General features: G+C 43.3%; 23 protein-coding genes. 19 read left to right on the top strand and 4 right to left on the bottom strand.

Features of this window, described 5'->3' with window-relative positions; genetic code table 11:
• Nucleotides 1-41 precede the first annotated feature (41 nt).
• A complete protein-coding gene (locus BLT15_RS04110) occupies nucleotides 42-791 on the bottom strand; it encodes a hypothetical protein (RefSeq protein ID WP_089758954.1) in 750 nt (249 codons plus the stop codon).
• A 144-nt stretch (nucleotides 792-935) separates the two neighbouring features.
• Here BLT15_RS04110 and BLT15_RS04105 point away from each other — a divergent pair, with 144 nt between their 5' ends.
• The gene (locus BLT15_RS04105; protein WP_089758952.1) at nucleotides 936-1,718 is read left to right on the top strand and encodes an ATP-binding protein; all 783 of its coding nucleotides are present in this window, start codon (nucleotides 936-938) and stop codon (nucleotides 1,716-1,718) included.
• Between the two features lie 151 nt (nucleotides 1,719-1,869).
• Here BLT15_RS04105 and hcp read toward each other — a convergent pair whose 3' ends face one another.
• Nucleotides 1,870-3,528 carry a hydroxylamine reductase gene (gene hcp, locus BLT15_RS04100; protein ID WP_089759014.1) on the bottom strand — a complete coding sequence of 553 codons (1,659 nt, stop codon included), beginning with the start codon at nucleotides 3,526-3,528 and terminating at the stop codon, nucleotides 1,870-1,872.
• A gap of 497 nt (nucleotides 3,529-4,025) precedes the next feature.
• On the opposite strand from hcp, the gene BLT15_RS04095 reads away from it, so the two are divergent.
• From BLT15_RS04095 to BLT15_RS04055, 9 genes are all read left to right on the top strand, one after another.
• On the top strand, nucleotides 4,026-4,319 hold the full coding sequence (locus BLT15_RS04095; RefSeq protein ID WP_427854193.1) for a PadR family transcriptional regulator: 294 nt from the start codon (nucleotides 4,026-4,028) through the stop codon (nucleotides 4,317-4,319).
• A gap of 23 nt (nucleotides 4,320-4,342) precedes the next feature.
• The gene (locus BLT15_RS04090; RefSeq protein ID WP_089758949.1) at nucleotides 4,343-4,996 is read left to right on the top strand and encodes an ABC transporter ATP-binding protein; all 654 of its coding nucleotides are present in this window, start codon (nucleotides 4,343-4,345) and stop codon (nucleotides 4,994-4,996) included.
• Nucleotides 4,980-5,789 carry an ABC transporter permease gene (locus BLT15_RS04085; protein WP_089758947.1) on the top strand — a complete coding sequence of 270 codons (810 nt, stop codon included), beginning with the start codon at nucleotides 4,980-4,982 and terminating at the stop codon, nucleotides 5,787-5,789. Before BLT15_RS04090 ends, BLT15_RS04085 begins: the two co-directional genes overlap by 17 nt.
• A 194-nt stretch (nucleotides 5,790-5,983) precedes the next feature.
• A complete protein-coding gene (locus BLT15_RS04080) occupies nucleotides 5,984-7,561 on the top strand; it encodes an APC family permease (protein WP_089758945.1) in 1,578 nt (525 codons plus the stop codon).
• A gap of 197 nt (nucleotides 7,562-7,758) precedes the next feature.
• Nucleotides 7,759-8,340 (top strand): universal stress protein, encoded by a 582-nt coding sequence (locus BLT15_RS04075; RefSeq protein WP_089758943.1) that lies wholly within the window; start codon nucleotides 7,759-7,761, stop codon nucleotides 8,338-8,340.
• 18 nt (nucleotides 8,341-8,358) lie between these two features.
• Complete coding sequence (locus BLT15_RS04070) at nucleotides 8,359-9,000, top strand: potassium channel family protein (protein ID WP_089758941.1); 642 nt, start codon at nucleotides 8,359-8,361, stop codon at nucleotides 8,998-9,000.
• A 73-nt stretch (nucleotides 9,001-9,073) separates the two neighbouring features.
• A complete protein-coding gene (locus BLT15_RS04065) occupies nucleotides 9,074-10,438 on the top strand; it encodes a TrkH family potassium uptake protein (RefSeq protein WP_234985495.1) in 1,365 nt (454 codons plus the stop codon).
• 183 nt (nucleotides 10,439-10,621) lie between these two features.
• The gene (locus BLT15_RS04060) at nucleotides 10,622-12,112 is read left to right on the top strand and encodes a TrkH family potassium uptake protein (protein WP_089758939.1); all 1,491 of its coding nucleotides are present in this window, start codon (nucleotides 10,622-10,624) and stop codon (nucleotides 12,110-12,112) included.
• A gap of 51 nt (nucleotides 12,113-12,163) precedes the next feature.
• Entirely contained in the window at nucleotides 12,164-12,835 is a 672-nt protein-coding gene (locus BLT15_RS04055; protein WP_089758937.1) for a potassium channel family protein, read from the top strand.
• A 51-nt stretch (nucleotides 12,836-12,886) separates the two neighbouring features.
• Here BLT15_RS04055 and BLT15_RS04050 read toward each other — a convergent pair whose 3' ends face one another.
• Nucleotides 12,887-13,540 (bottom strand): TVP38/TMEM64 family protein, encoded by a 654-nt coding sequence (locus BLT15_RS04050; RefSeq protein ID WP_159429808.1) that lies wholly within the window; start codon nucleotides 13,538-13,540, stop codon nucleotides 12,887-12,889.
• Between the two features lie 284 nt (nucleotides 13,541-13,824).
• Here BLT15_RS04050 and BLT15_RS04045 point away from each other — a divergent pair, with 284 nt between their 5' ends.
• A complete protein-coding gene (locus BLT15_RS04045; RefSeq protein ID WP_089758933.1) occupies nucleotides 13,825-14,982 on the top strand; it encodes a coenzyme F420-0:L-glutamate ligase in 1,158 nt (385 codons plus the stop codon).
• 77 nt (nucleotides 14,983-15,059) lie between these two features.
• Here the strand turns inward: BLT15_RS04045 and BLT15_RS04040 are convergent, their stop codons facing one another.
• A complete protein-coding gene (locus tag BLT15_RS04040; protein WP_089758931.1) occupies nucleotides 15,060-15,512 on the bottom strand; it encodes an Hsp20/alpha crystallin family protein in 453 nt (150 codons plus the stop codon).
• Between the two features lie 106 nt (nucleotides 15,513-15,618).
• Here BLT15_RS04040 and BLT15_RS04035 point away from each other — a divergent pair, with 106 nt between their 5' ends.
• The 8 genes from BLT15_RS04035 (at nucleotide 15,619) to BLT15_RS04005 (ending at nucleotide 20,349) form a co-directional block, all read left to right on the top strand.
• Nucleotides 15,619-16,059, top strand: coding sequence for an RDD family protein (locus tag BLT15_RS04035; protein WP_159429807.1), 441 nt, complete (start codon nucleotides 15,619-15,621; stop codon nucleotides 16,057-16,059).
• Between the two features lie 4 nt (nucleotides 16,060-16,063).
• Complete coding sequence (locus tag BLT15_RS04030; RefSeq protein ID WP_089758927.1) at nucleotides 16,064-16,366, top strand: MTH1187 family thiamine-binding protein; 303 nt, start codon at nucleotides 16,064-16,066, stop codon at nucleotides 16,364-16,366.
• Between the two features lie 134 nt (nucleotides 16,367-16,500).
• Nucleotides 16,501-17,034, top strand: coding sequence for a bifunctional nuclease family protein (locus tag BLT15_RS04025; protein WP_089758925.1), 534 nt, complete (start codon nucleotides 16,501-16,503; stop codon nucleotides 17,032-17,034).
• A 1-nt stretch (nucleotide 17,035) separates the two neighbouring features.
• The gene (locus BLT15_RS04020; protein ID WP_089758923.1) at nucleotides 17,036-17,593 is read left to right on the top strand and encodes a hypothetical protein; all 558 of its coding nucleotides are present in this window, start codon (nucleotides 17,036-17,038) and stop codon (nucleotides 17,591-17,593) included.
• 73 nt (nucleotides 17,594-17,666) lie between these two features.
• Nucleotides 17,667-18,146 carry a QueT transporter family protein gene (locus tag BLT15_RS04015; RefSeq protein WP_089758920.1) on the top strand — a complete coding sequence of 160 codons (480 nt, stop codon included), beginning with the start codon at nucleotides 17,667-17,669 and terminating at the stop codon, nucleotides 18,144-18,146.
• 266 nt (nucleotides 18,147-18,412) lie between these two features.
• A complete protein-coding gene (locus tag BLT15_RS13625; RefSeq protein ID WP_268762225.1) occupies nucleotides 18,413-18,538 on the top strand; it encodes a hypothetical protein in 126 nt (41 codons plus the stop codon).
• A 6-nt stretch (nucleotides 18,539-18,544) separates the two neighbouring features.
• Nucleotides 18,545-18,784: a hypothetical protein gene (locus BLT15_RS04010; RefSeq protein ID WP_089758919.1), complete on the top strand. Its 240-nt coding sequence runs from the start codon at nucleotides 18,545-18,547 to the stop codon at nucleotides 18,782-18,784.
• A 59-nt stretch (nucleotides 18,785-18,843) separates the two neighbouring features.
• Nucleotides 18,844-20,349 (top strand): FAD-binding oxidoreductase, encoded by a 1,506-nt coding sequence (locus BLT15_RS04005; protein WP_089758917.1) that lies wholly within the window; start codon nucleotides 18,844-18,846, stop codon nucleotides 20,347-20,349.
• Nucleotides 20,350-20,379: the final 30 nt, after the last annotated feature.

The following is a 20,379-nucleotide window of genomic DNA, read 5'->3' as shown; positions in this document are numbered from 1 at the left end:
TTCGGTTATATCGGGATCTGCCTCTTTTTTAATACAAAATTTCAGGAAATTGGATAATCTAAAAATCCTTCTCTCTCAGCAAGCTTTTTTCCTCCTTCGGTAATCAATTCTTCCCTGATTTCAAGCTCCTGCAGCTGACCTTTTTCATAAAGAGCCAGGCTGCAGGCATCTTTCAGGACCAGATAAGAGGTATTTTTCAGTTTCTTTTTCTGGTGAATAGCTTTAATGTTGCGCATAACTTCCTGCCTGTATCTGTCGGGAATATCCAGAGAGTTTAAAATTATATGCGCTATTTCTGCACAATTTTCCAGTGAAGCAATCTCAATTTTGGGATCATCTAATTCTTTTAAACCTCTAATATTCAGTGATGCAGGATCACAGTCAGGGTCACCGAGCGGGAAAAGCAGCCCTGATAGTATCACGCTCAGGGGTGAATAGCGCTCCAGTTTGCCGATTTCATCCGCTATTTCTGTGAGCTCTTTTACCAGTACGAGTTTTTCCGGATTATTCTGCAAAAGCCTCTCAATTTTTTCTTCCACCTTTTCTCTCAAAGTCTGAACTTCGCTGTACAGTGTGCTCCCCTCTCCGATACAGTTAGCAGCCTGATCACACCACTCGGCACAGCCCAGATTAAAGCCAGGATTGATTATATCTTTTCCGCATTCAGGACAGGGACGCAGCAGATCAAACTTAAAGAATTCGACCTCATAACCGCAGACCGGACAATCTTTCTCGTTGACATCGTCCGGGGACCAGCTGCGACCATCCTGACCGGGGCATTGCTGAAACATATTTTTAGCTCCTTTCCGGAAATCTGTTTGCTAATTTTATTATAACTAAAAAACTCAACATTAACTATGACATTTATCACAGCCAGATGCAGGTATTTCTGATACAATTATTAGTGTAATCAAAAATGAAAGGATGGATCTGCAATGGTTATGAGAAAAATTGTAAAGATCGATGAGGACAAATGTACGGGCTGCGGTGAGTGTATACCCGCCTGTGATGAAGGAGCAATCGAAATTGTCGATGGTGTGGCCCGGCTGAAAGAAGAAAGGCTCTGTGACGGCCTGGGAGACTGCCTGGGAGAATGTCCTGAAGATGCTATCGAACTGGTCGAAGAAGATGTGGAAGAATTTGATGAAGAGGCTGTCAAAAATGAACAGCTTAAAATGAAAAATACTGCTGTCGGAGGAGGATGTCCCGGCAGCAGGATGAGAGATTTATCGCGAGGAAGTACCTGCAGCGGCGGCCAGAAAAAATCTGAAAGAAGCGAGAAAGATAAACAACAGAACTCCGGGGGAAATAAAACTGCAGCCGGAGATGGGGATGTGGAATTGAGTATAAACAGTCAGCTGGAGCAGTGGCCGGTTCAGCTTCATCTGCTGCCCGAGACAGCATCATTTTTTGAGGGAGCGGACCTTTTAATAGCCGCTGACTGCGTTGCCTTTGCCTATGCTGATTTTCACCTCGATCTTCTCAAAGATAAAAAATTGGCGGTGGGCTGCCCCAAACTCGATGATTCCGAAAGATACCGAAGCAAGCTCAGAGGAATTTTGGAGCACAATGATTTAAATTCGATCACGGTGGCGATCATGGAAGTTCCCTGCTGCCGGGGCATGGTTCACCTGGTCGAGGATGCTGTGGCCAGCTCTGATCAGGATTTTGAGATCGATAAGGTGGTAATATCGGCTGAAGGAGAAAAGATACAGTAAAACTAAAAGATCACAGGACAGAGATCACAGGACAGGCAGATGAATGATTTTGGCAAATAGGTCTGTCAAAAAAACCCCCGCGGCCGGTCAAACACCAGCTGCGGGGATTTTTAAATGGATGGTTTTTGAATCATGTTTGTCCTGGATCTGTTTAGGCCATAAGCTCTTTTACGTCTTCTTGCACGCCGCTGGTGGGGGCTATACCGAATTTGTCTACCAGGACGCTGGTTACGTTTTCGGAGAGGAAGGCCGGTAGAGTGGGGCCGAGCTTGATATCTTTAACGCCGGCGGCCAGAAGACCCAGCAGGACAGCAACGGCTTTCTGCTCATACCAGGCTATATCATAAGATATGGGCAGATCGTTGATATCATCTGCATCGACTGCTTCAGCCAGCTTTTTGGCTACGACTACCAGAGAATAGGAGTCATTGCACTGGCCGGCATCGAGTACGCGGGGAATGCCGCCTATGTCGCCCAGTTCTAGCTTGTTATAGCGGAATTTGGCGCAGCCCGAGGTGAGAATAATGGCATCTTCGGGCAGCTCTTTGGCGACTTCGGTGAAGTATTCTCTGTCTTTGAATCTGCCATCACAGCCGCTCATTACGACAAATCTGCTGATGTCTCCGTTCTGGATGGCTTCCACCACGGCATCAGCCCGCTCGCTGAGGGCATTATGAGCAAAACCGGTCATAACGCTGCCGCTTTCGATCTCCTGGGGAGGCTTGGTCTTTTTGGCCGCTTCGATGACAGGTGTGAAGTCTTTGCTGCCGCCTTCCGGTCTATCTTCGATATGGCTCACACCTTCAAAACCGGCTACCCCGGTAGTATAAATCCTGTCTTTGTAGCTGTCTTTAGGAGGTACGATGCAGTTGGTGGTCATGAGAATTGGACCGTTGAACTTCTCAAATTCCTCTTTTTGTTTCCACCAGGAGCCGCCGTAGTTGCCTTTGAAGTGATCATATTTTTTGAAGGCAGGATAGGCCTGGGCGGGAAGCATCTCACCGTGGGTATAGATGTCGACGCCCTCGCCCTCGGATTGTTCTAAGAGTTCTTCAAAATCCTTGAGATCATGACCGCTGACCAGTATACCGGGGCGATCATCGGTGCTCAGATCAACCTCGGTGGGTTCGGGGTGACCGTAGGTGGAAGTGTTGGCTTCATCCAGCAGGGCCATGGTGTCGACAGCGCAGTCACCGCATTCCAGCACGAGATTGGTCAGTTCATCTCCGCTCAGGCTTTCATCGAGAGTGGCGGCCAGACCATGCTGCATGAATTCATAGATGTCATCCTGCTCATGTCCGAGAATATAGGCGTGGTCGGCGTAAGCAGCTATTCCCTTGAGGCCGTATATTAGCAGCTCTCGCAGGGAACGGACGTCTTCATTTTCTGTTTGCAGAACCCCCACTTCTTTTGCCTTTTCTTCGATATCCTCATCAGAATCGGGAGTCCAGGTTGCCGCTTCGGGAAGATCACCTGTGTACTCCTCTCCATGCTTTTCCCGATAAAGTTCCTGACACTGCCCGGCAAGCTCCTCTCTTATTTCCAGTGCTTCCCCAATCCAATCATAAAAATCATCGGCCGAGAAGTTGACGTTGGTAACTGTCGAGAAAAGCCCTTTCATGACAAAAACATCGACATCCCGGCTTACCTCTCCATCCATATCTCTGATCATTTCAGTGTAAGTGGAGACCCCTTTGAGCAGATAAATCAAAAGATCCTGAAGGTTTGAGACTTCAGGGGATTTACCGCAGACACCTCTGGTGTCACAGCCGGTGTTTTTGGCTGTTTCCTGACATTGATAACAGAACATTTCGCTCATTTTTTTACCTCCTGTTAGCTGATTTGTAAATATAAATTCAAAAATAAATTTCTGTTTTTCCCAAGTGGACTACTTTAAATTATAGAACATGTTTTAGGATCTGGCTATGACATATGTCACAGGAGCTGGATTTTTGAAATAAAGAAGAAGGCGGAATGATAGAACCCGAGCACAGGGTTGGAGATGGCAGCAAGATTCTTGAGTTGTTTGATAAGGTTATTTCTTATAAACATTCTAACAACATTAAAATATAAAATCAATTCATAAAAGTATGATTTTTGATGGGGCGAGATTGAAGACCAGGAGAGCTAAAAGTCGGACAAAACAAAATGGTCGTCAAATTGGACTCGACCCACTCAAATGAGGGAACTTTCTGCCTGAGGAACGGTTAAACTTCTTTACATGCTTGTTTAATTTTTGCTATCATTAAAGAGCACCGATATCGAAACTCTATAATAAATGGGGTGAGTAATTTGAGCTGTAAAATTATGCGGAAAATATCTCTGGGATTTGTCCGGGTGCACATTCTCTATCATGCCCGGGAAGAACCTTTTTTTGGCCTCTGGATGATAGAGGAGCTGAAAAGTCATGGTTATGAGATGAGTTCGGGAACTCTTTATCCCATATTGCACGGAATGGAAGAAAAAGGTTTGCTGGAGGTCGAAGAGAAAACGGTGGATGGCAAGGTTAGAAAATATTATTCCATAACTCAGGAAGGCGAAAAATTACTGGAAGAGGCCCGCAAAAAAGCAGCCGAGCTCTTTGAAGAAATTCAGGAATAAATAAGCAGGAGGGAAGAAGAAAATTGTTTGAACTTCAGAATGTGGTCTATAAAGATATTATTAGAATTGATGATTTAACTTTAGCCAGAGGAAAAATTACTGTTATAAGCGGCCCCAGCGGAGGCGGTAAGACGACGCTTTTAAAGCTACTTATAAATTTAATTTCTCCTGATGATGGCGAAATCTATTATAAAGGTAAAAAGTTGGAGGATTATCCTCCTCTTGGATTGCGGAAGATGATAAAAATGCTCGCTCAAAATCCTGCCATGCTGGGTGATACTATCAGGGAAGAGTTTAATAGGGCGGCAGAATTAGCCCGTCAGGACAGCTTCAAAGATGGCGATTACAGACGGCTTGTGGGAAAGATGAGACTGGGGAAAAATCTGAGTGAAAGCTGTGATAATCTTTCTGGAGGAGAAAAACAGAGAGTGGCTTTAGCCCGGCTGCTTATGCTTGAACCGGAAACTCTTCTTTTAGACGAACCAGCTGCTTCTCTGGATACAGACAATGTGAAATATCTTCTAAATTTTCTGGAAAATTATGCTGAAGATAATGATACCCGAATAATCATGGTTTCTCATGTTCCAGAGTTTGCGAATAAAATAGCTGATCAGCAGGTAATTATCGAGGATGGAGAGTTGAAGGGGGGGAAATACTATAATGGAAACAGCAGTTAACGGTGAAGTTATAAATATACCTCTGATACAGATGGCGATTGCTTACATATTTGTATTAATTCTAATTATTTTAGTAAAAAAACAAAAAATCGGTCGTGAAAAACAGATTTTGATTGCGGCCACACGCATGACTCTGCAGCTGATTATAGTGGGATATGTACTGGAAATTATTTTTGATATGCCCCATCCTGTGATTACTCTTTTAATAATGACATTGATGATAGGTTTTGCCCTGCAGAATATCTTTGCCAGAGTAAGCACAGATCTTTCCCGGCCCCTGAAAAAAACAGCTGTTCTTTCCATCATTGTCGGTTCTGTGGCAACTCTGTTTTTTTTCCTGCTGATGGTAATCAGGCTTTCTCCCTGGTATTACCCCCGTTATTTTATACCTATCGCTGGCATGATAATAGGCAACTCCATGACAGGGGTTTCCCTGGGAGTGGAAAATTTGGTCAATCGAATAGAAGACGATTCTCACCGCATCGAAAATGCTTTGATGATGGGCGCTTCCCCCGCTCAGGCTACCAATGAGCTGGCAAATCAAGTCTTTTATAATGCTGTGCTGCCTACAATCAATTCAATGGTGGGCATGGGTATTATCTGGCTTCCCGGTATGATGACAGGACAGATTCTTTCCGGGGTCGATCCCCTGCTGGCTATAAGATATCAGATAGCTATTATGCTGGGAATACTGGGTTCTGTTACTTTGACCGTCTTTTTAATGATAAAACTGGGCATCAGGACCTATTTCAATGAGAGGATGCAGCTGCAGATAGAGGATCAGGAAAAATGAACGTCGGCTGCTTTTTCTTATTCCTCTTTTTCTCCGCCTCCGCCGCCGCAGCCTCCTCCTCCTCCTCTGAGTTATTGAAATTCAGCCCGGGGTGTTGTATAATCTCTAAACAAGGCATTGAAAAATTTAAGCATCATATAGGAATTGAAAATTAGCTTTTTTCAACTTAATAAAAATTATAGTGGGGGTAAATTATGGAAGGAGAAGCTACTTCTGATTTTAGTACGGAGGGGGAATTATCAAAAGAGCTGGGGCTAAAAGAAGCATTAACTATCGGAGTTGGAACCATGATTGGAGCGGGAATATTTGTTCTACCCGGCACAGCTCTGGCGATATCCGGACCGGCAGCTATTTTAGCCTATGTATTGGCCGGAGTGTTGTGTATGATTACAGCTGCCAGCACCGCCGAGCTGGCCACCGGTATGCCCAAAAGCGGCGGTGCCTACTTTTTTATTTCCCGTTCTATGGGAGGGATGATGGGAACAATATCCGGGGTATCAGTCTGGTTAAGTCTCACTTTTGCCGTGGCATTTTATCTACAGGGGTTCGGTGAATATCTTAATTTATTTTTGCCTCTTGATTCTATTATTTTAGCTGTTTTGGCCGGTATATTCTTTACATATGTAAATTATATTGGGGCCAAAGAAACTGGCAAAACCCAGAATATTATAGTGGGAATACTGCTTTCTATTTTACTGATTTATGTTGTATGGGGGTCTTTACATTTTGATGTCTCAACTTTTCAGCCTTTTACTCCTTATGGTATTCAGCCCATCTTTTTAACAACTGCTATTATCTTTGTTTCATTTTTGGGTTTTGTGCAGATTGCATCTGTAGCGGAAGAGGTCAAAGAACCGGGATATACTCTGCCGCGGGCGATTATAGGATCTGTGGCTATAGTGACAGTTCTTTATGCATTTGTGCTGGCAGTAACCACCGGTTTAATGCCCCTCGATGAACTTATAGGATATGATGCGCCTATAGTGGAGTCTGCCCGGCTTTTTTCCGGTCTGGCCGGCGGGGCTGCCATCACTTTTGCTGCTTTATTGGCCACTGCTTCTTCTGCCAATGCCAGTATTCTGGCTGCCTCCAGAATTAGTTTTGCTCTGGGCCGGGATGATATATTCCCCGATTGGCTTAATCAAATTCATGATAAATATATGACCCCTTATAGACCCATATTGCTCACCGGTCTGTTGACGATTGTTCTTATTGTGACAGCAGATGTGGAACTTCTTTCCAGTTCGGCCAGTGTTTTGATGCTGTTAAATTATTCGCTGCTTAATATTACCGTTTTGATCATGCGCACGGCTCCACCCGAAGGTTATGATCCCGATTACCGCTCTCCCGGTTATCCCTATTTGCATATTATCGGAAGCCTTTCCTCGCTGGGAGTGATATTTTTTGCTGGAATTCTTGCGCAGATCGTTGCGGTTGGTCTTGTGGTCTTCAGCCTGGTCTGGTATTTTGCCTGGGCTAAAAATAAGACTGTGCTGGAAGGGGCTCTTTCCAGCTTAAAGCCGGCTCAATTAACTTCAATTTTCAAAAAAGAAATTCCTGCAGCTTCCACTGCGCAGACTGTAATAAAAGAAGAGCCAGAAGAAATGGAAAAAGAAATTTACAGGGTTCTCACCCCTATGGCCAACCCTGCTCACGAAAAAGCCATGCTCAATATTTCTTCGGGCATGGTGAAAAGTACAAAGCTGCAGGGAGAAATTACTCTGCTTAATGTAATTAGATTAGAGTACCTGAACAGACTCCTCTCGATATAGCTGAATATCGCGAGGAAACTCTGCAGGAAAGACATGAGACCTATCAGCAGCTGCTTAATTTAGCTGTTGAATTCGGGGAAAAAGAAGGTATAATCATCAATCCCCGCATATTTTACTCTCGCAGCAGATTCAAAACTATAAATAAATTAATTACAGATGAAAATACAGATTTTCTCCTCCTGGGCTGGCAGGGAGCTATGAGCACCGCTAAAATTTATGAGAGTCTTGTTAATAAATTGGTGCAGAATGCCCCCTGTCCTGTAGGTGTTTTAAAGGATAATGGGCTGCAGGAGCCGCGCAAAATTCTTGTTCCTTATCGCGGCAGCGAGCATGCTTACTGGGGTGTGAAAGTAGCAAAAAGATTGGCATCTAATTATGGAAATATGGGAGAGGTGGTCATCCTTAGAGTTATCGAACGCGGAGGAGATCCGCAAAAAGAGGAAGAAAACGCCTGGAAACAGGTCAAAGATATCTTTGAAGATAGCAGTGTTAGTGGAGAAATAAAGGTTGTTTTTGCCGATAAAGTAGTCGAAGGCATTATCAATGAGAGTTATAATAAAGATTATAATTTAATCATCATGGGAGCTTCTAAAGAATGGAGATTGAAAAATATGCTCTTCGGTTCTGTTCCCGACATTGTGGCCGAGGAAGCCGAAACTTCAGTCCTGATGGTTAGATGTTACGATCAGAAAATTGATGAAGAGATACAGCTGGAAGGTGAAGTTGTAGAGGAAGATGATCTGGAGGAAGATTTGCAGCAGTCGCCGGAGAAATTTTAAAACTGGAGGTTAATTCCTGTGAAAGAGTTTGTTGTTATCGGCCTGGGACGATTTGGCTCCAGTGTGGCCCGAAGTTTGATGAAAAACGGTAATGAAGTTCTAGCGATTGATAAAAAAGAGGAAAGAATCAATAAACTCAGAGATGAATTAACCCACGTTGTTGAAGCGGATGCGGCAGATGGGGATGTTCTGGAATCACTGGGGGTCGGAAATTTTGATGTTGGGATTGTTAGCATTGGCGATGATGTTCATGCTAATATATTAACGACCCTAATTTTAAAAGAACATGGAGTTTCTCAAGTTCTTTCCCGGGCTGTTAATGAGATGCATGGTAAAATTTTAACCCGGGTCGGGGCGGATGAGGTGGTGTTTCCCGAAAGAGATATGGGAGAGCGGATAGCAGAACACCTCCTTTCAGAAAATATGCTGGATTATATAGAAGTTTCTCCTGATCACAGTATAATAGAAATTACTGCTCCGGAGTTTATGGTGGATAAAACCCTCAAAGAAATTAATTTGAGATCCGATTATGATATCAACCTTATGGTGATAAAACGGGGAGATGAATTAAATTTAACACCTGGCGGGAATAATAAAATCAGGGAGGGAGATGTTCTGGTGCTGCTAGGGGAGAATAAGCAGCTGGAATCCATAAAATAGTCAGAATTAATCAGTTTGATTCTGCCTATCAGGAATTACAGCCAGGCTGGTGCAGAAAAGGAGTTGATTGCAGTTGAGAATTATAGACCCCTTTACCCGTCTACCCATTAAGATAAATCCGCCCAGGATTATTATTTTTAGTTATCTATCGGTAATTTTGCTGGGAACGATTTTACTCTCTCTGCCCATAGCAACGCAGGGGGAAGGGTCAACCGGATTTTTAAACGCTTTATTCACTGCTACTTCTGCCGTCTGTGTGACCGGCTTAATTGTAGTCAATACAGCCAGTCACTGGTCTTTATTTGGCCAGATAACTATTTTAATTTTAATCCAAATCGGCGGTTTGGGTTTTATGACCCTTTCCACACTGGGGTTTATGCTGGTGGGTAAACGGATTACTTTTAGTGAAAGATTATTGATAAAAGAAGATATTGGTAACCTTACATATTCAGGGCTGGTCAGGCTGGTAAGATATGTGCTGGCACTAACATTTACTGTAGAGGCGGCCGGAGCTTTTTTGCTTTTTTTGTCTTTTCAAAATCAAATGGAAACTATGAGAGCTATATGGTTTGCAATTTTCCACGCAGTGTCAGCTTTTTGTAATGCCGGTTTTGATATATTTGGAAACAGTCTGGAGGCCTTTACAGGAGATGCAGGAATAAATTTGATTTTCACTTCTTTGATTATAATTGGCGGATTGGGCTTTACAGTAATTAGAGATCTTATGGGGAATGTCAAAGGCAAAAAATTTTCTTTCAGAATGCTGTCGCTGCATAGTAAAATGGTGATTTTGATAACCGTTTTGCTTTTGGTTATCGGCTCGGTTCTGGTCTTTGCTTTTGAATTTACAAATTCTGCCACAATGGGAGATCTGGCAATTACAGATAAGTTGACAGCTTCCTTTTTTCTGTCAGTGACGCCCAGAACAGCAGGCTTCAATACTGTACCCACTGGAGCTCTCAATGTAAATACATTATTTTTGCTCATTATTCTGATGTTTATAGGAGCTTCGCCCTGTTCTACAGGGGGAGGGATTAAAACTACGACATTGGGAGCTATAGTTACAAATGTAGTTTCTTTCCTGCGAGGGGATGATGACTACAATGTTCTGGAAAGACGTCTGAATAAAGAGATAATAGATAGAGCTGTGGCTATAGTATTTATTTCGGCAGTAATAGTAATTCTGAGCACAATAATACTTTCTATTACAGAATCAGCGGAGTTTATAGATGTGCTTTTTGAATCGGTTTCTGCCTTCGGAACAGTAGGGCTTTCTACGGGTATAACCGGTGGATTGAGCCGGCCGGGAAGATTAATGATCATATTAACAATGCTGACAGGTAGGATAGGACCTCTTACGCTGGTTATCTCGCTGGGGAATATTAATTCAGCTAAAAAGAGCTTTCGCTATGCTCAGGAAGATATAATGATCGGTTAAATTTTATTGTGGAGGAGAGATAAAATGGCGAAAAAAATAATGAATTAGGTAAGCTGGCGTTATCTGGGCAATATTCAGTTTATATAATGGCAGGATGAAAATTTACGGACAACCAATTTTGCCGGCTTTAGAAAGGTGAAAATTATATCAGGCTTACTGGTTATTTGGGGAGGAGGCTGAAATTTGCTCTCGGATAAGTTGAAAGGGATTATAGATATTTTGGGCAACCTTTTAATATTGCTGGGGGCCTTTATGTTTTTTCCGCTGGCTTTAAGCCTTTATTTTCAGGAAAGTTTTCGCCTGGTTTTGATCTATTTATTTACAGGATTGGGAGCAATATCCCTGGGCTATATTGCCCATTATTATCATCATAAAAATATAAGCTTAGACATAAGTGCCAGTATGATAATCACCGGTCTGGGCTGGCTGACAGCCTCATTTGTGGTAGCAATTCCCCTGACTTTAGGTTTTAATATCAGCTTTTTGGATGCGTATTTTGAAGCCATGAGTGGCTTTACCACCACAGGTATAACATTAATTTCAGGTCTGGAAAACTATCCTCTCTCCCTTATTTTTCTGCGCAGCTTAATTCAGTGGCTGGGTGGTCTGGGAATTTTGTCTTTCTTTCTGCTAATAACTTTTCGCAGTGAAGGGGCTACCTGGAATTTATTCGGAGCGGAAGCACATAAAATTTCTTCCAGCCGGCCCGTTCCTAACTTATTTAAAACCATCAAAATTTTGTGGTCTATATATGCAGGGCTATCAGTTTTGCAAACAATATTGTTATTACTGGCGGGGTTGAGTTTATTCGATGCGGTTATTCATACCATGACTACGCTTTCCACGGGCGGTTTTTCTCGTTATGATGCCAGCATAGCCTATTTTCAGCAGGCGGGCTATGCCAATTTTAGGCTGATCGAATATATATTTATAATTTTCATGTTTTTCAGTGGGACTAATTTTCTCATGCATTATCGCATTTTGCAGAAAAACTGGCGCGAGGTGCTGGGCAATCCTGAATTTAAATTTTATGGCAAATTAGTTGCCGGTTTTACTGTTATTATCATGGTTTCAGTATTTTTGAGTGAAGAGGTAGCATTATACCTGCAAAATATAGAGTCAGTATTTCGGACCAGCCTTTTTCAGGTTATTTCCATCATGACAACAACCGGATATGAAACCCAATATATTGGCTCTCCGTATTTTATCATTCCTGCCCGACAGCTGTTTTTGGTTATGATGCTAATAGGCGGCTGTGTAGGATCAACCGGTGGAGGGGTAAAAGTGCTGCGGATTCTTATTTTAAGAAGGCTTTTTGCCCGGGAGATTAAAGCTTTAGGTATGCCGCGCCGCTCGGTTATGCCGGTGACGCTGGAAAAGGAAAAAATTGATTGGGAAGATGTTTCACAGATTGCCGGACTCTTTTTTGCCTGGCTCTTTATTTTGCTGGTGGGTGGAGTGATTACTGCAGTGTTTTCCCCGCATAATATTGCAGAATCGTTTTCCGGTATGTTTTCTGCGGTTAATAATATAGGGCCCTCTTACATAACGGTAGCGGAGATGATAGAGATTCATCCTGTGGTTAAGGTCACCTATATATTCGGTATGCTGGCCGGCAGGCTGGAGATCATACCGGTAATAGCTCTGTTCCGCCTGGATATCTGGAAAAAATAATATGTGAACCTGATTGGTTTTATATTTCAAATTATTGTGGAGGTGAATAAAATGTATATAGTTATAGCAGGAGGAGGTATTGTAGGAAGAAATCTTATTAAAAAACTTTCTAATGAACATGATCTGGTGGTTATAGACATTGACCGGCAGGTTTGTGAACAGATTTACAGTCAATTTGGAGCGGTAAGTGTTCATGGCAGCGCCACCAAGGTTGGTGTTTTGAAAGATGCCGGGATAGAGAAAGCAGATGCTGCAGTGGCTGTGATGCGCAATGATGCCGATAATCTGGCCTTTACAGTGCTGGCCAATAATTTTGATGTGGATAAAATTATGGTCCGGATGCGGGATCCGGAATATGAAAGCGCTTATCGCAGCGCCGGGGCCAGCACTATCGGCAGCGTAATGGATATGATGGTTGGCAAATTTGCCAATGACATCGAGGAGCCCAAAGTGCGCAGGCTGGCTTCTCTGGGAGATGGGAAGGCTGAGATTTCTATAATCACGATTCCGGAAGAGAGTCATATCTGCGGCATGACAGTTTCTGAAATAACATCTCAGGATGAATTTCCTGATGAAGTGGTTATAGCCGGAATATACAATAAGGAAGAAGATGAACTGATTATACCACGGGGCCACAGGAGAATTCACAGCGGGAATCAGGTTTTTCTGGTAGCCAATGAAGAGGAAATGCATAGAGCGGCTGAATTTATGGTGCCTTCTTAAAAAATAAAATCGAGTAAGAACAGGTTTGATTTGTTGGGATCAGCATTTTCTTTATTTCTGCTTTTGAGATGTATTTTCCGGAAGAACATAATTTCTGTTCAGAACTATGACCACAGCCGCCCAGGTTCCCAGCATGATAACAAATAAAGCTATGGTAGATACTGTGATCGGGTGAACAATGGCATTGCCGATCAAAATATAAACCAGCAGTTTGGGTACTATTCCCATAAGCGAGGCGGCGATGAACCTCCAGAATTTGCTGCCGCTTGCTCCCATGACCAGGCTGACAGCCTCCAGATTAATCGGGGTGAGCCTCAGGGTGAAAGCCAATTTTAAATCATTCTCCAGGTTATAGTTTAGCAGCTTTTGAAAACGCTGACTGCGGGTTAAAATTTTCTCAACGAAATCGCTGCCCAGCATGGCTCCATAAAAGTAAGTCAGGGAAAATTCCAGAAAGAGCCCGGCACAGATCAGCGAGAAGGCCAGAGGAGTTGAAAGCAGCATCCCTGCTAATATATAAAGAAGAGGAGCCGGCAGGAAAAAGAAGATCGATTTGGCGGCGAAGAGAAATAAAATAGCCATAGTTCCTCTAAAACGGTTTTCTGCGTCAAATACGATTTCCCGAATGTCCAAAAATCGCATGCTGTCCCAGAAAAAATATATGATTGCGAATAAAAGGCCGGCCAAAAAGATCTTTAAAGCCATTGTCCTGTTCATTATATCACCATGCCTGCGTCCCATCCTATTTTTGGTGGGACTTTTTTAAATTTTTGATCGTATATTAGCGCCACCCGGCTAACCTCTACTATCATTATAATAATCCGATTTTTAAATCACAAGCAAATCACTGTTGAAATATAAAAAAAATTTCCTGCAAACAAAGATAAACTGTTTAAATCCAGATCGATTCATAGTATACTGACATTAGAGATCCGAAGAACTTATTTCCAGAAGATCAGGCTCTTTAAGATATTAGGAGGTTTGCCATAATGAATCTGGATTATGTAGGTGTATCGGCCTTTGGACTGAAGCTGGGAGCAATCACCCCGGAGGTTGATCTGAAAACAGAAATAATGGATTTGCTCGTTCGCTGCGAACAGGATGGACTGCTGGATGATGGAGATGTTCTCTGTGTCACTGAATCTGTGCTGGCCAGATCACAGAACAATTATGTCACTGTTGATGATGTTGTTGAAGAACTGCACGAAGAACACGGAATTAATGAAAATTATAATCTGCTGGTCCAGTTTCCCATTACCAGCAGGAATAGATTTTCGGCAATTCTCAAAGCTTTTGCCCGGGCGGTAAAAAACGGTAAAGTTATCATACAGCAGAGCTATCCCCGGGATGAAGTCGGCAATCTGGTGGTCGATGGTGATCTGGAAGAAGGACATGCTTATAATTATGAAGAATTAAAGGGTAGCCAGGATTTAGATTTCAATCACCCGGTAACCGGAATCAATTATCTCGAATTTTATCAGGATATCATCAATGAAGAGATGGCCGAGCACGAGATTTATCTCTGCAATGACCCCGGCCGGCTAGTAGATGAGGATATCGATGCGGTAATTATATCTTCGATTCACACCCGCCGCCGCGATAAACTTCAGGTTATCGAAAGGGCAAAAAAGCTGGATAAGTTTATTGAAGTGATGGATTTGACCTGTATCTGTAACAGCGAAGAGAACAGCAGCTGGGGTCTTCTGGGCAGCAATCTCTCAGCCGGGGAAAAGATAAAACTGGCTCCTGGCAAACCTTTTGAATTTTCCAGTCAGTTGAAAAAATCTATCAAAGAAAAATTTGACCGCGAAATAGAGATAATAGTTTACGGCGATGGAGCCTATAAAGACCCCGAGACTGGCATTTATGAGCTGGCCGATCCCGTAACTTCATTCGGATTTACCTCGGGACTGGAGGACAGGATGCGTCGGGGCAACAAATATAAATATTTAGTCGATAAATATGCCGGTGAGGGCTATGAACAGGAAGAGATTGAGAGGATGATTAAAGAAGAGAAGGTTGAGACTGAGGATGAGGGGACCACCCCCCGGAAGGCGAAAGATCTGATAGCCAGCCTGGCTGATCTTATCTCCGGTTCGGCCGATGAAGGCACCCCCATGGTCCTGGTAAAAGATTTTCTCTCTTAAAATTTAAATAGACCGGCCCTAAAAAAAGAGGACCGGTCTCTGAAGATCTATATTGTGAAATCAGTATTCTCAATATTTTAGTTTATATCTATAGTACGCCTGCCCGGTTCTTCTTCTTTTTCTTTGGGTAGATCTATTTTCAGAATGCCGTTTTCAAATGCTGCAGTTATTTCATCTTCCTGAACATTTTCTATCCGGAAGCTGCGCTGATAGGCTCCGGTTCTGCGTTCGCGATGGATATAATTTTCTTCTTCATGTTCTTCCTGTCGGGGATGCCGGGCTGTTATGGTCAAAATGTTTTCTTCCAGCTCGAGATCAATATCGTCCTTGCTGAGGCCGGGAAGTTCTGCTTCGATGATGAATCGCTCATTTTCCTCGATTATATCAGTGCAGAAATCTTCTCTGATTGCATCTCTCATGCTTTCCAGATTTTCTGATAGAAAACTATTCAGTATGGTTTCGGCGGGCGATTTCTGAGGTTTTTTGCGCCGCCTTCTTCTACCCTCGCCGAATGGTCTGAGTCTGAACATAACTTCCACCTCCTGAATTTATTGGATGAATTTTTTATCATTACTGACCTTCAATAAGTATTATAGGATAAAGGTCAAAGAAAGTCAAGAGCAGAGGAGGGATTTTTTGTCCAAAACTGCTGAAGTGGCTCCCAGGGTGGGGGCAGCAATTATTGACAGCCTGATAGGTTCAGCATTGTTTTTCGTACCAGTTCTGGGAGGACTTTACGGTATATTTTATATGCTTTCGCGGGATGCGCTGATCTATAAACTGACAGGATATGAAGAATGGCGCAGCAGGAGCATAGGCAAAAAGCTTATGAATTTGAGGATTGAAAAGAAAGATGGAAGTGCGGTCGAAATGAAAAATTCCGCAAGGAGAAATCTGACATTGATTCCCGGCCGTGTGGTAGGTGTCATTCCCGTTCTGGGCTGGGTGCTGGGCCCGCTGCTGGGAGTTATTGTTAAAAGCATCGAACTATTTATTCTCACCAGTGATCCTGAAGGTATTCGACTGGGGGACAGATTGGCCGGGACAAAAGTAATAAAAAATTCAAAGAGGAGGTAAACTCGTGATAATAGCTGAAATATCCGTTGTACCTATAGGCACCGGTGAACCCGGTCTCAGCGAATATGTGGCCGGCTGTCATGAAATTTTAAAAGATCAGGATGAAGTCGAATTCGAGCTGACGCCCATGGGCACCATACTGCAGGGGGAGATAACAGCTGTATTAAAGCTGGTTGAAAAACTCCATCAGGCACCTTTTGCCGAAGGTGCGGAGAGAGTCAGCACTCAGATCAAAATTGATGAGCGGCGGGATAAGGAAGGGAGTATGAAACAAAAGCTAAAATCGGTGGAGGAGAAACTCTCCTGAAGTCGAAAATTATCGTAGAAATATCCCGACTTTTCTGCTATAATAGTTATTACAGATCCCGATGAGCAGCGAGATTTACCACAGTCGACAAAATATTTAACGCAGAAATTTTCCCGGGAAGGGAGGTAATAAATATGCGTGAAGTTTACGTGAGAGCGGTTGGCGTAAATCCAGACAGTCAGACGCCGGTAATACTCCTGCAGGAGGAGGACGGGTCCGGTATTTTGCCCATAGGAGTGGGTCATGCAGAAGCTCAGGCCATAATGGTTGCACTTAAGGATATCGAGCTTCCCCGTCCCATAAGCTACGATCTTATGAAAAAGGTGATGAACTCCTTTGACGCCAGCCCGGAAAAAGTTATCGTAAATGATCTTAAAGATGGCACCTTCTATGCCCGGTTTATTGTTCGCCATGGGGACGAACAGTTGACTTTCGACGCCCGGCCCAGCGACTCCATTGCCATGGCTTTGAGGACCGATACGCCTATTTATATAGCCGATGAAGTGGCCCACAGAGCCCTGGTGCGCAAGGAGATTGTTCAGGAAGATGAAAACGTGACTGAAGAAGTTAAAGAGGAGCGAGAACAGTTTCGCGATTTCGTTGATGATGTTTTTGAAAATGTTGAGATAGATGAGGAGATAGATAGCGAAGGTGAGGAGGAGCTGTAAAATGAGAAAAATTTTTGATGATATTTTTTCCGCCGGCAGCCGGTTGAAGCCGGCGGCAGTTCTGCTCCTTATTTTGGCGCTGCTGCTGGTCGTACCTGCCGGGTCAGCCCGGGGTTTAGATTTTGCGGAGATAGATGATATGGATGATATTGAACTCGATGAACTCATCGATGAAATACTCCATATTCGCAGAATAAGCAGCGAAGTCTCGCGGCTTTCTGCCTTTGATGAGCTGGCCGAGGAGATTTACGAGCTCAAAGAAAATGATGATAATAATGACCTTCCCGCTCGATACCGGGGTGATGATGATCAGGTCACTGACATCTACGAATTGGAGTCGCCCTGGGAAGTTCGCTGGGAATCCCGCGGAAGGATTTTCCGGCTTTATGTATATGATGAGGAAGGAGATAGAATCGATGCGGCTGCGAATACCAGCCGGGGAGGCGAAGGCATTTATACTGGAAATGAATCGGGCAAATATTATCTTGAGATAAGAGCCACGGGCGACTGGCGGCTGGAGATAAAAGACGAGGTTTATGATGATTTTGATGACTGGTGAGCAGATTGATCAAGCTATAAGGCTATTTTTTGTGAAATTATATTATTAAGTTGATTAAGGGGAGTTTTAACAGATGAAAACCAGAACTATAGCCCGGATAGGTCTTCTGGCCGGGCTTTATGCAGCAATAACACTTTCAGCTCATCCGATATCATATGGTCCGATTCAGGTCAGGATTTCTGAGCTTTTGACCTTGCTCCCGTTTTATTTTGGGGGCTGGGCAGCTGTAGGACTCTGGATTGGAGCAATGATTGCCAATGCTTTTGGTGGGCTGGGATTGATCGACATTATTTTCGGCGCCGGACTGACGCTGGTGGCCGGTCTGCTGACAGCTCGGGCCGGAAGCTTAATAACGGCTGCTATTCCTCCGGTTGTGATAAACGCTTTTGGAGTGGCCTTTATTCTGCACCTGGTGATGGGAGTTTCTTACCCTGCCACGGTTCTTTATGTGGGAATCGGTCAATTTGTGGCTGTAGGCATGCTGGGTGTGTCTGTAATGAAACTTCTGGAGAAATACAGTGTGCTGGAAAAAGTTAAATATTCGTTGACTTGAAAAGGTATAAGCTGATCTGGTAATTCAGCATATATGACAATTTCAATAACTGTTCTGGAGAAAAACTATTTTTAAACAGCCTGAGGCCGGGAGACCGGTCTTTTTTTATTTTTTTAATGAATGGGCTGCCACTTTGTAATCCATTTACGTGCAAGCAGCAAAAATAATATGTTAAGATTTTTAACGTGGAAGGTATTGAAGTATACGCCGGGTAGCTGTTCATTGAATAGTTTATAGATCAAAATAAAAAATTGGGGAGGATTATTATGGGTAGTGAAACTGTATCAGCTGAACGGATAACAGTTAAGATGAGTGATTCTGCGGCGGAGTATCTCGAAAAGAAAGACGTTTCTGAGGTCACGGTTCATCTTAAAGAGGTAGGCGGGGGCTGAAGTACGATGGTAAAGCCTGTGGTACAGGCTGTAGTTCCGGATGATGAAATGAAAGATCATTTTGTCAGCAAAGAATGCGCAGATATTATAATTTATGTGGCCAAAAATTTGGTCAGGGAAGATGAAGATTTATCTTTGAGCATCGATGTTACAGGCTTCTGGAAATTCAAAAAACTTACTCTGACAAATATATCCAGTGTACCTGCCCGTGATGCCCCTGAAAGCGGCAGCAGCTGCAGCATATGAGTCCAGCATGAAAGTTGAATAACAATAAATTAAAAAAATATAAGGAGGTTTTATAGAAGGTGAGCGAAGCAACCGATGTTTCTTTTAATATTAAGACCGACAGAACTTTCAGCTGGGTTAGGGATTACGGCTGGACGGTTACGCTTTTGATCGGAATTGGAGGACATTTCTTACCACATCTGGGGCTTTTGGTGCCTCCTATAATGGCTGCCATGATAATTATGAGCCTGATGAAGGGTAAATACTGGTGTGGCAATTTCTGTCCGCACGGCAGCTTTTTTGATGAGCTGGTTATGAGAGTCAGCCGCAGCAGCAAAATTCCGAATATATTCAAATCTAAAATCACCATCGGGCTGGTGCTTATTTATTTCATATATAATATGTCATCGCGCATTGCTGAGGCGATTTTTACTATAGGGGAGATTCCCCTGCATCACAGCTTCGGATTTATCTTTGCCCGGACTTATCTAATGGTGGTCATTGCCGGGGGGCTTTTGGGTATTGCCATAAATTCCCGTACATGGTGTCAGTTCTGTCCTATGGGAACAATGCAGGTATTTTTCTACAAAATCGGTCAGGCATTCAATTTAAATTCGGGTCGAGATGAGAAAGTGACTATAGAACACCCGGAAAAATGCCTTTCCTGCGGCCAGTGTTCCCGTGTATGTCCTATGGAGCTTACCCCATATCAGGATTTTCAAGAATATGATGAGCATAATCAATTTGAGGCCGAAAAATGTATCAGATGCAAAACCTGTGTTGAAAACTGCCCGGCTGATGTTCTGCAGATGGCTGACAGCGAGGAAGCTGCCGCAGTTCGGGCGAATGCTGATCTTGAGGGTTATGAGAATTACGAGTATTTTGATGCCCGCATAGCTGAGATCAATGAGTTGAAAGACGATGTGCGCGAATATACCTTTGAGTTGATTGACCCTGGAAAAATGGACTTTCACCCCGGCCAATTTCTTTTGTGGAAAGTAGATTCGGAAAGGAAGATTTATAAGGCTTATACCATATCATCTGCTGCGCCGGATAACTCTGAAGTTACCGTGACAATTAAAAAGATCGATCAGGGCTATGGGACCAGCATTATTTTCTCCGAATTTTCTGAAGGTGACAGGGTTGAGCTTAAGGGGCCGCTCGGAGAGGAAATCACCATCGACACCGATTATGATCATCTGCTGATGATATCCAATGGCATCGGGATTACTCCCTTTGTGTCAACTGTGGAGAAATTTTTAACTGAAGATCATCCTGAAGAGTACGATGGTGAAGCAACACTGCTTTACGGCGTGAGATATGAAGAAAATCTTGTCTATGATGACTTTTTTACCAGCGCTGCTGAAGAAAACGATAAGTTCGATTATCATCATATTCTGTCTCGACCGCGCACAAACGGTTATCCTGAAGGTTATGTTACTCATATTCTCGAAGATCTGGAAATCGAAGAGAACACAGGGGTCTATATGTGCGGCACTCCAGCCATGGTATCTGATGCCTACGATATACTGGATGAAAAAGGAATTTCCAGAGAAGATATATATCATGAAAGCTTCGCGGTTTAAGGGGTTGCTTTTGCGATAAAATTCGTGTTA

Source organism: Halarsenatibacter silvermanii, from assembly GCF_900103135.1.
GTDB lineage: Bacteria > Bacillota > Halanaerobiia > Halanaerobiales > Halarsenatibacteraceae > Halarsenatibacter > Halarsenatibacter silvermanii.
This window is presented reverse-complemented; position numbering and strand designations above follow the sequence as displayed.

Coding starts and splice junctions, on each gene's coding strand:
- BLT15_RS04110 (WP_089758954.1), bottom strand. CDS start 791: ATGTTTCAGCAATGCCCCGGTCAGGATGGTCGCAGCTGGTCCCCGGAC.
- BLT15_RS04105 (WP_089758952.1), top strand. CDS start 936: ATGGTTATGAGAAAAATTGTAAAGATCGATGAGGACAAATGTACGGGC.
- hcp (WP_089759014.1), bottom strand. CDS start 3,528: ATGTTCTGTTATCAATGTCAGGAAACAGCCAAAAACACCGGCTGTGAC.
- BLT15_RS04095 (WP_427854193.1), top strand. CDS start 4,026: ATGCGGAAAATATCTCTGGGATTTGTCCGGGTGCACATTCTCTATCAT.
- BLT15_RS04085 (WP_089758947.1), top strand. CDS start 4,980: ATGGAAACAGCAGTTAACGGTGAAGTTATAAATATACCTCTGATACAG.
- BLT15_RS04080 (WP_089758945.1), top strand. CDS start 5,984: ATGGAAGGAGAAGCTACTTCTGATTTTAGTACGGAGGGGGAATTATCA.
- BLT15_RS04075 (WP_089758943.1), top strand. CDS start 7,759: ATGAGCACCGCTAAAATTTATGAGAGTCTTGTTAATAAATTGGTGCAG.
- BLT15_RS04055 (WP_089758937.1), top strand. CDS start 12,164: ATGTATATAGTTATAGCAGGAGGAGGTATTGTAGGAAGAAATCTTATT.
- BLT15_RS04050 (WP_159429808.1), bottom strand. CDS start 13,540: ATGGCTTTAAAGATCTTTTTGGCCGGCCTTTTATTCGCAATCATATAT.
- BLT15_RS04045 (WP_089758933.1), top strand. CDS start 13,825: ATGAATCTGGATTATGTAGGTGTATCGGCCTTTGGACTGAAGCTGGGA.
- BLT15_RS04040 (WP_089758931.1), bottom strand. CDS start 15,512: ATGTTCAGACTCAGACCATTCGGCGAGGGTAGAAGAAGGCGGCGCAAA.
- BLT15_RS04025 (WP_089758925.1), top strand. CDS start 16,501: ATGCGTGAAGTTTACGTGAGAGCGGTTGGCGTAAATCCAGACAGTCAG.
- BLT15_RS04020 (WP_089758923.1), top strand. CDS start 17,036: ATGAGAAAAATTTTTGATGATATTTTTTCCGCCGGCAGCCGGTTGAAG.
- BLT15_RS04015 (WP_089758920.1), top strand. CDS start 17,667: ATGAAAACCAGAACTATAGCCCGGATAGGTCTTCTGGCCGGGCTTTAT.
- BLT15_RS13625 (WP_268762225.1), top strand. CDS start 18,413: ATGGGTAGTGAAACTGTATCAGCTGAACGGATAACAGTTAAGATGAGT.
- BLT15_RS04010 (WP_089758919.1), top strand. CDS start 18,545: ATGGTAAAGCCTGTGGTACAGGCTGTAGTTCCGGATGATGAAATGAAA.